This is a genomic window from Stenotrophobium rhamnosiphilum, from assembly GCF_003052265.1.
Classification (GTDB): domain Bacteria; phylum Pseudomonadota; class Gammaproteobacteria; order Nevskiales; family Nevskiaceae; genus Stenotrophobium; species Stenotrophobium rhamnosiphilum.
This window is the reverse complement of record NZ_QANS01000007.1, coordinates 110143-121230: the sequence shown is the minus strand read 5'-3', so window position 1 is coordinate 121230 and position 11088 is coordinate 110143. Positions and strand designations below refer to the sequence as shown.

Annotated in this window: 9 protein-coding genes; 3 read left to right on the top strand and 6 right to left on the bottom strand. The window is 50.4% G+C overall.

What is annotated here, in order from left to right:
- Positions 1-51 precede the first annotated feature (51 nt).
- Positions 52-837, bottom strand: coding sequence for an SDR family NAD(P)-dependent oxidoreductase (locus tag CJD38_RS16505; RefSeq protein ID WP_107941481.1), 786 nt, complete (start codon positions 835-837; stop codon positions 52-54).
- Positions 838-1314: 477 nt separating this feature from the next.
- Here CJD38_RS16505 and CJD38_RS16500 point away from each other — a divergent pair, with 477 nt between their 5' ends.
- Both CJD38_RS16500 and mauJ read left to right on the top strand, forming a co-directional pair.
- On the top strand, positions 1315-2184 hold the full coding sequence (locus CJD38_RS16500; protein ID WP_107941480.1) for a helix-turn-helix transcriptional regulator: 870 nt from the start codon (positions 1315-1317) through the stop codon (positions 2182-2184).
- Positions 2185-2290: 106 nt separating this feature from the next.
- Entirely contained in the window at positions 2291-3100 is an 810-nt protein-coding gene (gene mauJ, locus CJD38_RS16495) for a methylamine utilization protein MauJ (RefSeq protein ID WP_107941479.1), read from the top strand.
- Positions 3101-3230: 130 nt separating this feature from the next.
- Here mauJ and CJD38_RS16490 read toward each other — a convergent pair whose 3' ends face one another.
- The 5 genes from CJD38_RS16490 to CJD38_RS16470 form a co-directional block, all read right to left on the bottom strand.
- The gene (locus CJD38_RS16490; protein ID WP_107941478.1) at positions 3231-6242 is read right to left on the bottom strand and encodes a P-loop NTPase fold protein; all 3012 of its coding nucleotides are present in this window, start codon (positions 6240-6242) and stop codon (positions 3231-3233) included.
- Positions 6243-6397: 155 nt separating this feature from the next.
- Positions 6398-7150: an energy transducer TonB gene (locus CJD38_RS16485; protein WP_107941477.1), complete on the bottom strand. Its 753-nt coding sequence runs from the start codon at positions 7148-7150 to the stop codon at positions 6398-6400.
- Between the two features lie 8 nt (positions 7151-7158).
- Positions 7159-8097 carry a response regulator gene (locus tag CJD38_RS16480; protein WP_107941476.1) on the bottom strand — a complete coding sequence of 313 codons (939 nt, stop codon included), beginning with the start codon at positions 8095-8097 and terminating at the stop codon, positions 7159-7161.
- Positions 8098-8107: 10 nt separating this feature from the next.
- A complete protein-coding gene (locus tag CJD38_RS16475) occupies positions 8108-9907 on the bottom strand; it encodes a DAHL domain-containing sensor histidine kinase (RefSeq protein WP_161554268.1) in 1800 nt (599 codons plus the stop codon).
- Between the two features lie 224 nt (positions 9908-10131).
- On the bottom strand, positions 10132-10605 hold the full coding sequence (locus CJD38_RS16470) for a nuclear transport factor 2 family protein (protein WP_107941474.1): 474 nt from the start codon (positions 10603-10605) through the stop codon (positions 10132-10134).
- An 83-nt stretch (positions 10606-10688) separates the two neighbouring features.
- Between CJD38_RS16470 and CJD38_RS16465 the strand changes: the two genes are divergently transcribed.
- Positions 10689-11078 carry a DoxX family protein gene (locus CJD38_RS16465; protein ID WP_206363048.1) on the top strand — a complete coding sequence of 130 codons (390 nt, stop codon included), beginning with the start codon at positions 10689-10691 and terminating at the stop codon, positions 11076-11078.
- Positions 11079-11088: the final 10 nt, after the last annotated feature.

The window sequence follows — 11088 nt, the reverse complement described above, 5'->3', positions numbered from 1 at the left end:
AGCCCCTCACCCTAGCCCTCTCCCCGCAAGCGGGGCGAGGGAATAAAAGCGTCAAAGCATGACCATGCACCCACCGTCGATCACAAGCGTGTCGCCGGTATGAAACGAAGACGCATCACTAGCCAAATAAGCCGCAACACCTTCAAAGTCCGCCCCATAACCCGGACGCGGAATCGCGTTTTTGATCAGCATGAATTTATCCAGCGCACTCAACTCACCCTCGCCCGTCATGCCGGTTTTCACATAGCCCGGGGCAATCGAATTGGCGCGAATGCCGTACTTGCCGAACTCCACCGCCATCGAACGCACGATCGCGCCCATCGCGCCCTTGGAGCCCGCATACGAAGGCTTGCCCGCTAGGCCCTTGTACATGGAGAGGCTGCCGCAAAAAATTAGTGAGCCGCCAGGCTCGCCCGCCTCTGCGCGCTTCACCATCACGCGCGCGCCTTCGCGGAGTGTGTAGTACGCGCCGTTGAGGCTCACATTCATAAAGTCTTGAAACTCTTTGCTCGGCAGATCCAACATCGAGCGCGTTTGTGGTGGTGGCAGGCCAGCGTTGGCGATCACGCAATCCACGCGACCATGTATCTTCAACACTTCCTGATAGCCCGCGACAATCTCAGCCTCCGACGCCACATCCACCTTGTGCGTCGTCACCCGCACGCCGAAAGCCTCCAGCTCTTTCTTGGCCGCCGCATTCTTCTCTTCATTGCGCGCCAAAATCGCCAGATCACCGCCCTGCTTGGCAATGCCACGCGCAAAGCCCAGCCCCAGGCCGCTGTTGCCGCCCGTAATCACCGTGACCTTGCCGCTCAGATCAAACAAACCTTTCGTCATTAGAGTTCTCCCATCTCATGCGGAGCCGCACACCGGCTCAAGCTGAAAACCAGTTTCAGCCCACGCCCAAGTCCTTACAACGCAAAAGAATGTCGATAGCCGGACACAATCCACATGCCCGGCCTTGGCGATGACATGACCCAATAAAAATGGCCTTCCCCTGTAGGAGCGCCTCTTAGGCGCGATTGCTCCATCGCCAATCGCGCCTAAGAGGCGCTCCTACAAAAGCAGCAATCCCCAAACCGTAGGGTGGGTAGAACGCAGTGAAACCCACCGTTCTCCGCCCAAGCGCCAATGGTGGGTTTCTCTACGCTCGGCAATTGCTCCTGCATTGCTCTACATCGGGCATCCATGCCCTCGTCTACCCACCCTACAAAGCCCCAATCCAGCCCCTCTAATCAACAATCCTGTACAGTACAAAAACAGGCCCAAAGAGCCCCCGGCAAAGACCGATCAACGTAGAGGAGAGTCATCAAAATGACGCAGCACACCGCAACAGCATTGGCGACAATCGAAGCCGAACTGCGCGTGCCAGTTGCCACCGCGCAGATCGTCCACTTTGATCTCGCAGAGCCCGTCGACAACGTCATGCGCGACGAAGGCGTATACCGCTTTGATCTCTCACTCACACCACGCATGCGCAACGCCCGCGCCTGCTATCGCAATCGCTGGAACCCGCAACGGTTCGAGCGACTCGGCAACATCTTTGTCGTACCACCCGGCGAAGCCATGCAAGCACGCAGCGATGGCGGCCGTCAGGATTCAATCGTCTGCAACCTTCGCCCAGAACTCATCCGCACCTGGTTCGGCGGCGAACTCGAATGGACCGACCGACGCCTGCACGCAGGCCTGGACCTTAACGACGCAAACATCCGTCGCCTGCTCCTGCGTCTGGCAGAAGAAATGCGTCACCCGGGATTTGCCAGCGAAATGCTCGTAGAACTCGTCGCCGGACAAATGGCGATAGAGCTAGGCCGCTACTGCGCCAACATCAACGAAGGCCCCACCACCGGCGGCCTCGCCGCATGGCGTCTGCGACTCATCGACGAACGCCTGCGCGAAGTACGCGAACCACCGACGCTAGAAGAACTCGCCGGCCTATGCCGACTCTCCGTCCGACAACTCACCCGTGGCTTCCGCGAAAGCCGTGGCTGCTCCATTGGCGAACATGTTGTGAGTTGCAGGCTTGAACACGCAAAGAAACTGCTCGCTACGGATACCAGCGTTAAAGCAGTTGCGTACTCGTTGGGGTTCTCATCGCCTTCTAGTTTTTGTTATGCGTTTCGGAAGGCTACGGATGAGACGCCGCAGGAGTTTAGGCAGAGATCATTGCCGGCTGTTCAGTAAAACTAATAATCTTTAGTAGACGGCCAACGCACTGGCCATTTCTAATGAAGGAAATAATGAGAACCTGCCCCTTTAGATTCTGTTATTTGCCATAAGAGGTTAGCAATTGAAAACTGAATGGCAATTTCGATTCGAAGCAATCAATTTTCACTTCTCGAAGGAGCACAAATACAAAGGCACTTCCGAGCAGGCGCTCGATTTTGGAAATGGATTAATTGATAACTTTGAGTTTGAAGCGCGAATTGAACCTGAGAAAAACCAAGAATGTCCTCCTGGGGTTGAACAAGTTGGAGACTTGTACATTACCGTTGCATTGGGGCTGAAAGAAGCAAAGCCTCTTGCTTATTGGCTTGCTCAGTACATGACGCAACAGATTTCATTTCAATCAGGTCAGTTCAGAATAAATTATGGCCTAGTTTCTTGTAAGCGAATTCCTGAAACAGAAGAGGAAGCACAGGAACTTGGTGACAGGCTTTATTCTGTCGAAGTACATCTCGAAGAAATCATGCCTTCTCCAGCATTCAATTCCGAGCAGTTTCAAAAGAACGTACGAAAGCCGATTGACATGCGACTTTTATCTCAATTCAACGATGCAGCCGCAGAAAATAATCCTATTAAAAAATTTCTTGGGTTTTTTAGGATTCTTGAGAGCCTATTTTCTGGGACTAGACAGGAGCCCCTTAAGACGGCGTTCAAAAGCTCCGATAAGCTCAGAAGAAATTTTATCGAACTATTCCCAAATAGAAATTTTGAAGAATTTGTGAATACAGCCGTCGATGTTCGCCATCGTTGTGCACACCTCAAACTGGAAAAATCATTTGGATACGCTCCCATAGATCCAAATGTTGACAAGGAAGTTCGGCCATATCTTCTTGCATTGGAGGAACTTTGTGCCAGTTGCATGCAAGATATATAAATACACATTGCAGGGATTAAGGTGACTGTATAAATTCGAATCCAAAGGGGCCAGATTCGTACTGTCAAATACGCTCCCGCCCCTTTCAATCACTGCACCTTCCTTAGCGGAAGACATTTAATAGATGAATTTACTTTTTTGACCTCTTCCTCATCGCTTTCGTCATCTCATCAAGAACGACAAAAACCTTCGGCAAATCCTGTGCGTAGGTCGCGATGTAGCCATGCGTTACTACTTTCCTGTCCATGCCATAAAGATTTTTCTTTAAAATTCTGCTGCGGAATTTTTTCCAATATTTTTTTAATTCATCAGCATCAAGTCCACTTGTTAGACCTGCTTCCGTAGGAACGTATCCTTCGTCATTCATCATGGAGAAGAAACTATTGCTCAAGTTGTATAAGCAATAGTCGGCAAATGTATAAATGTTTTCTTCACTAATCAAAGGATTAAAGCAAATGCCAAAAACATACTTGTTCATGGCGACGCTAATCCCTCCCAAATCTTTCGTACCTGATACATCATACAGCCCGCATCCAACCCCTGATCCAGTCGGCTTATTCCGATTTGATAGCTGATAAATCACGAAACTTTTAACAGATGTTCGCGCAATTAATACATGATCTTCTCGCCGATAATTATTTTCGCTATCTGAAAACTGCTCTACCAACCATTTTCCTGAATTACCGTAGAACTTTTCACTCGGGGTAGCGTCAACTTCATGTAGAAAGTTTTTCTTCTTATCTATGTAGGTTGACTTAAACAATTGAAAGATTTTTTGAGAAATAATCCGCATGCCACTAGTCGCCAGCTGCGATGCTTGCTGACCACTTGTAGGAGCTTGAATGTTTTCGTGCAGAATCAATGCAGAGTGGACGTTATAAATCTGCCCTAGCCTATCCGCAGAGCACTGCAACCTAAACAGCATCAGGTCATACCATCCTAGTGCGCCTCGATCCTCCGATGCCAACGATTGGAGAATTCCCCTGCCAACGTATTGTCTTTCTCCGTAGATACGCTCAGCAATTTCCACAATACTTTTATTCGAATTATCTAGTCGTCGCCCCTGTTTTTTGTCCCACCCCGCACGATCCAATATACGAATAAGCGAGTAAATAGATTGTCGCCTCAAACCTTCATTCTTTGTATCAACACTCGAATATAGGGGGAGATATTCCAATAGAGTAACAATAGCGTCGTCAGCGACAGATTTTGTAAATTCATTCGAATTGCTGAGAAGTACACGCCAGAATTGATCATGAGAGAATTCTCCTCTATGGAGATCGAACTCTGGCCTTGAGAATATAGAAGCGATCGACACTCCTTCACGCATTACACGTTCTACCGCTCGCTGATACAGCTTGAACGTTTTTTCCAGCTCAGGTCTTCTAAACCTAACAATTAACTCCAAATACGTTTCAAGATTTCTGGAATTTTTCTCATTAAAGCAAGCGCGAGAACTTAAAGCGCCCTCGTCCAAATCGTCTGAATCTTCGATTTCCAAGACTTTTACGTCAAATAATTGCCCTAGTAAAAAGCGAGCGCTCGGCTCCGCTTTCTCGACTTCCCCTTCATATTTTGAATGGTTGCAAAATTTTACTTTAGAAGAATCATCAAACCGGTAAACAGAATAAATTCCCTTTCTTCCCTCGCTCTCTTCTCTATAAATATTTCTAAATAGCCCAGGATAGTTAAGGTGCAACAGCATAAGGTTGACCAAGTCACGCCGATTAAAATCTGTCGATCCAATATCAAAATCTCCAAATTTTACTAGCAAAGCGGAATTCACAAATCGCTTTATTTTTCTCAGGTTTCCAACAAGCGGAATGTATTGCGCAGCGATGTCGCTTTGCAACATTTCTGCAATCTCACTTAACAATGAGGAAAGTTGCAGCATCGTTCTCGATGGAATCGATTGAAAGTGACGCTCGTCCTGCCTCCATTCTGTCTTTAAAAATCTTACAAGCTCGTGCGTATCAACAAACAGACTTATTTTTACAGTTAAAAATTTTTCCAGGAATTCTCGAGCTCTACTGCGCTCTTCATCGTTTTGCTTATTACGGTCTTGACCATTTTGATCGCTAACCAAACATTCGGTGTCATAACATAAGATATAGGTCGCTTGAGACAAGTTAAATGTCCTTCGCACAGTGAATAAAACGTTATTTACCATTTTTGCTTCGAGGCGATCCAGATCATCTACCACTACGATGACGCGTCGATCCACTCGCTTAAGAACATCATCAATACCATCCAAAAGATCGTCAATGGTTTCATTTGATGGCTCAAGTTCCAGCTTAAAACCAAAAAATGAAAACTCTGCTTTTCCTTTAAGCATTTTGGAATAGCGTGACGCGGCTGATCTAAATTCAGGAGCGAACACTTTTTTCTGAATCGCTAATGAAAGATCACGTATAAAACGTTCAGGCAAATCTGGATCGTTGGCGTAGCGCAGAGGTTCAAAGCGGAAGACTATGACCGACTCACCTCCTTCCTTCTCCCAATATTTCTCAGCAAGATTAATAAAGCTCGTCTTGCCAACACCCCAAGGGCCATCAACACCAAATACAAGGCCTGTATGCGCTCCGCTTGCAAGAACTGTCTTCGCAAAATCGATCGCCTGATCGTCGCTCTTTAAAATATCCTCACTCTTATCTTCTATTTCATCATCAGAGAGAAAATACAATTGAGGAACGACGTCTTCATTCTGTGGCCTATAACTTCTGACGAGTGGCGCTGCCAAAAGCAATATCAAAGTAAACAATAGCGTGGGCGCTGACCAAGGGCTCGCGCCCTGCATATAGTCTTTTATGAATTCATGAAATTGGCCCAGCGAATGTGAAATCAACACATTCACCCATATTCCAATTATCGCGATAAGTAGCAAATCAACACGAAAACTTTGCTTCAATAGAGACAGATATTTAGCAGTGTCCCGCTTGTACGCGTAGGCCATACATAGGACCAATGCCAAAATAATGCCGATGACCTTTAGGTATAAACACACATGGTCTAGATGTGGAACCACACTCCCACCGATATAGTAAGAAATGCGGAACACTTCAATTGCCACAAACCAAATACAGAAAACTCGAACAAACACCATAAGCTCTGGAATTTTCATTTCAGAAGATGCTTTCGTCATATATCTAATTCCAGATATCAATTTAGATTGACGTTCTACCGTATCGGTATCCTATGCGTCCATTCGCAATGGGCCATGCGCGCTATAAATTCAACCAATCGATGGGCTAGGCTCGATTTATTTCTAATTTTTTACTAACCCCTGCGCATCTCAGGCTATTTCTTCTGCAACGCCCAAGTAAACCGCACAACCGCCGTTGATGCCTGCGGCCTTCCATCTAGCGTTGCGGGATTGAAGCGGCACTTTTCGATTGCGCGCTGAGTGGTGGCATCCAAGCGCTCATGTCCGCTCGATTGTGACACTCGCGTGTTGATGATGTGAGCGTCTGAGGCGAGATCTACATCAATGATCACTACGCCTTCTTCGTTCTTTCGAATTGAGGTCTCTGGGTACGAGGGGCGTTTGCAGCTTGACCAGTCGATGGCTGCGTTGGTGCGTACGGGTTGTGGCTTTGGCAATGCGACAACGGGAGCAGGCGTGGCGACTACGCGTGCGGCAGCGACTGGCGTTGGGTCTGGTGCTGCAACAGGTGTTGGCGCTTTGGCTTGTGGTTTTGGTGGTGGCTCTTCTGCTTGTTGTTTGCGCTCTTGGATTTCTTTTCTGTCTTCTGTGCGGCTTGGGCGTTTTTCTGCCTGATCAAAGCCGCCTTCTAGTTTTTGTTTCCACGCGCCGAGTGCGGCTTGTTCGTCTGCGCCGGTTGTTGCTGATGATTGTGTTTGCGTTGGGCGTGCGAGTTGGTTGTTTGCGTTTGAGGCTGGCGGTGCGCCGGGCTGGAGCAGCCACACGGCTACGCCGACGATCAAGCACACGGCGAGTAGGGCAAAGGCGATGGAGTACTCGGCAGATTTTCCGAGCAGCGCGGCCAGCTTGCCCATCAAGGTTTGATTCTCAGGATTTTCTTCGGCCATGTTGATCCTTACGACGCCCAGCTTGAAGTGAAGATCTTTTTGATGCGGGATAAGAGCCCACCAGCAGCAGGCGCTTGTAGTTGTGGATTGGGCTCAACAACGATGCGCTGTATCTGCTCGGGATGTTGCTGGAGCATTTGAAAGCGGCGAGTGGCGATGTTGACGGTGCCGCGCAGCACGCTATCGCTGCTGGGCTTGAGCAACAGGCGATAGATCTGCCCGTGGTTGATGAGCTCAATGCTGTGGCCTGCATCGGCTTGATGGGTGATGACCACCACAACCAGACTCGGGTGATGCTCACGCAGTGCGGATAACAACAGTGCGACTTCCTCCCCACCCACAACAAGCTCGGTGAAGATCACGCCGATGGAGTTTTTGCTGAGTATCTCTAGGCAGCCATCAACGGTGGAGGCTGCGAAAACATCGCGACTGCTCTCTAGTGCGTGTTTGAGGTTTGCGAATGTTTGCGGATCATCATCGAGCACGAGCACACCAACGCCGGAAGGCGGTTGTTGGACGCCTGCGGCATCTGTGATCGGTGGCAGTGCGATTTGTTCTACTGATGAAGCTCGCACTGCAGACGCGAGCGTGGCGCGCAGTTCGGTGTTGGACCAAGGCTTGGAGATGAAGCGGAAGATCTCGCCTTCGTTGATCGAACCAATAATTGCGTTGAGGTCTGAATAGCCAGTGAGCAAGAGGCGCACGGCTTTGGGCTGGTTGTCTCGCGCGGCGCGGAGCACTTCTACACCGGTGACGCCGGGCATGCGTTGATCGCTGACGATGACATCGAAGACATTGGTCTTGATCAAATCAATTGCGGCGGCTCCGCCTGGGGCGGTGGTGATTTCGTAATCTTGTTTGAACATCGCTTTGAGTGCGATGAGGATGCGCGGCTCGTCGTCTACAAACAGGATGCGCGGGCGCGCTGAGATTGGAAGATCAGTCATATGGTTCTGCTTACGCCGGGCTTAGCTCGGCCTCTGTTGGGCCGGAGGCGCTGGCCTGATTTGCGGCGGCTTTGTGTGCTTTCTTGGGCAGTGAGATCACAAACTCTGTGCCCTGCCCCGGCGCGGATATCACGCGGATGGTGCCGCGATGATCTTCAATGATGCGGAAGACAATCGACAGTCCGAGGCCTGTGCCTTGGCCGACATCTTTGGTGGTGAAGAAGGGCTCAAAGATATGCGCCTGCGTTTGCTCATCCATGCCGCAGCCGCTGTCGATGATGGAGACTTCTACGGTGTCACCGACATCACGCGTGTTGATCTGGATGAAGCCTTCGCCATCGATGGCCTGTGCGCCGTTATTGATGATGTTGAGGAACACCTGATTGAGCTGCGACGGTGCGCATGGAATGCGTGGCAGCGTGCCGTAGTTTCTTTGGACTTCGATGCGATGCTTGAACTGGTTTTGGCAGATCTTGATGGCGTTTTCCAAGCCATCGTTGAGATCAAACAGTTCGGTCATTGAGCGATCGACGCGTGAGAAGTCTTTGAGGCTCATGACCAGCTCGGAGATTTGTCCAAGGCCGTGGTCGGCGTCGCCTAGCAGCACATCGAGTTCTTCCAGGCCTTCTTCTGGGTTCCAGTTGCGGCGTGATTCTTCGAGCGCTGCGAGAGTGGCGGCGCCTGGCGTTTTGATGGCGGCCTCAAAGCTTTGAATGAGTGCGCGCATGCCGTTGGTGGATTCACGAACGGTTTCGACATTGCTGCGGGCGTAGCCGAGTGGTGTATTAATTTCGTGTGCGACGCCGGCGACCATCTGACCGAGTGAGGCCATTTTTTCGGATTGCACGAGTTGCGCTTGTTGCAGACGCAAATCGCTGAGTGCTTTGCGGAGTTCTTGCGTTCTCGCTTGCACGGATTCTTCAAGGTGCGCGTTGCTGTCTTGCAGCTGTGCGTTGCTGCGATCCAATGCGCGATAGCTGTAGCGCAGGCGCCAGCCGACGAGTGCAAAGACGAGTAACAGCGCGGATGCATAGATCGCGAGCAGCAATCTGTAGCGACTGATGGAGGACTCTTGTGTTGAGTAGGCGTTGTAGTACTCGTTGAGCACGTTTTGCAGTGCGTCTGCCGTTGGCACGGCGAGCAGGGTTTGTGTTTTGGTTTGCAGATTGTCTTTGGCGAAACGCACGCTGCGTACGGCTGCGGACAGGGCGAGTAGCTTTCTGTGCAAGACGGCGTTATCACCTTCTGAGACGCTGTCAGCGAGTGACGATCTGATGCGTTCAAGATAATCGCCATTCAATGGCGCGGCGGCCACGCAGTAGGTCGTGGCTTCAACCATAAGGGTCAGGACTTGCTTGCGCGCTTGTTCGCGTTGGCCGATCTGCGACAACACTTGCTCGCCTTCTTCACGCATGTCGCGAAACTTGCTGTTGTATTCGCTGAGCTGTGCGCGGTAGTCGCTTAGCAACTGTTCTTTTTGGCGTGCGGCCTGAAAGTAATCACGCAGGGCGTTCTCGACCTGAGCGCCAACATTGCTGAGCACAGAATTGCTTTCTGCGAATGCGGCGGCTTCGTCTTGGAATTTTTTCTGAGCAGCTGCGAGGGCTTTGGGTTCGGCATCCAAACCGAGTCGAGCCTTGGCGATCTCTTGATCGAACTCGGCATTGAGCTGCTGCAGGCGCGTGATTTTTGAGACGCGCTCAATGTGTTGGTTGAGATCTTGTGGTGTGGACTGGGTTTTGAAAACCAAAAACCCAAGCACAGCCAAAGCCATGAAAATAGCTGCGACAACAATCGCTCTTTGGAGCATCCCTGACTCCCCATGCGCCCGTAATTCGGTTTTTCGCATAGCCCTTCGTTGGGCTTTTTTGACCGACTGAGTCTCTTTACTGCCCAGCTCGGTTTATATGTCTGCCCTGACTATACGGCCGCAAGAAAGCCCAAACGTGCCCTCACTGGCAACGACTTATGTCTTACGCGGAAGAATTGGGGAGGGGTGTTTCAGGGATGAAACAGGGCCGGGGCAGGCTCAGATTACTTTCGTACTTTTCTGAGCAGGTTTGAGACATAGAACGAAAAGAATGGGGTAACGAGGTCTTCGCGTAGGCGGGTCAGCTTGGAGTATTTGATGCGCCACTGGCCATCAACCTTTTCGTAGGTCTCTTCATAGTGGCCGTAGCCGCGTAGGTTGAGGCCTAGAGCGAACCTGACAAAATCTTCTAGCGCCCAGATACCCTTGGCCGTGGTGACAGAGGTCAGTTCGATCTCTGGTGCGTGCACTTGGTGGACGGTGACTTGCTTGGGCTTGCCGAGGAATTTTTTCACCAGGGCGATGAAGTCATCTGCGCCGGTAATGAGCTGACCGCCTGCGCCAGTTGTATCGCTGACAAAGTCATCAGTGAAGATGTCGCGCCATGCGGTCCAGTCCTTGGCATCTAGAAAGCGGCAATAGCGCGCCTTGAGTTGTTTGATTGCTTCGATGTCATGGAGTGCTTGGATGTCATTCATGAGATAAGCCGTAAGGGTGAGGCTGTGGCCACGATGTGGGCAGATGATGCTTCAATCAAACTGTAGTTCCAACAGGAAACACCATGCCTCGTATTCCTTTGCTGGTTATTGCGACATTCTTCATCGGCGGCGGTATTGCTCACTTTGCCTTGATGGATTTCTTTGTCATGGCGATGCCCGATTATCTGGGTTATCACAAAGAGCTGGTCATCATCAGCGGCGTGTTCGAATTGCTCGGCGGCATCGGCATTCTGGTGCCACAAACGCGTTTGCTCGCAGGCTACGGCCTCATCGCACTGATCATTGCGGTCTACCCTGCCAATGTTTACATGGCGATGCACCCGGAGCTTTATGCGGATATTCCGCCTAAGTTCCTTTATATCCGTTTGCCGTTTCAGTTCTTGTTTGTCTGGTTTGTTTGGTTTGCGATTTTTCCCGAACGGGCCGCACGCAAACTCACGGCTTCGGCTTAAGTCTTTACTT

Coding starts and splice junctions, on each gene's coding strand:
- CJD38_RS16505 (WP_107941481.1), bottom strand. CDS start 837: ATGACGAAAGGTTTGTTTGATCTGAGCGGCAAGGTCACGGTGATTACG.
- CJD38_RS16500 (WP_107941480.1), top strand. CDS start 1,315: ATGACGCAGCACACCGCAACAGCATTGGCGACAATCGAAGCCGAACTG.
- CJD38_RS16490 (WP_107941478.1), bottom strand. CDS start 6,242: ATGACGAAAGCATCTTCTGAAATGAAAATTCCAGAGCTTATGGTGTTT.
- CJD38_RS16485 (WP_107941477.1), bottom strand. CDS start 7,150: ATGGCCGAAGAAAATCCTGAGAATCAAACCTTGATGGGCAAGCTGGCC.
- CJD38_RS16480 (WP_107941476.1), bottom strand. CDS start 8,097: ATGACTGATCTTCCAATCTCAGCGCGCCCGCGCATCCTGTTTGTAGAC.
- CJD38_RS16475 (WP_161554268.1), bottom strand. CDS start 9,907: ATGCTCCAAAGAGCGATTGTTGTCGCAGCTATTTTCATGGCTTTGGCT.
- CJD38_RS16470 (WP_107941474.1), bottom strand. CDS start 10,605: ATGAATGACATCCAAGCACTCCATGACATCGAAGCAATCAAACAACTC.
- CJD38_RS16465 (WP_206363048.1), top strand. CDS start 10,689: ATGCCTCGTATTCCTTTGCTGGTTATTGCGACATTCTTCATCGGCGGC.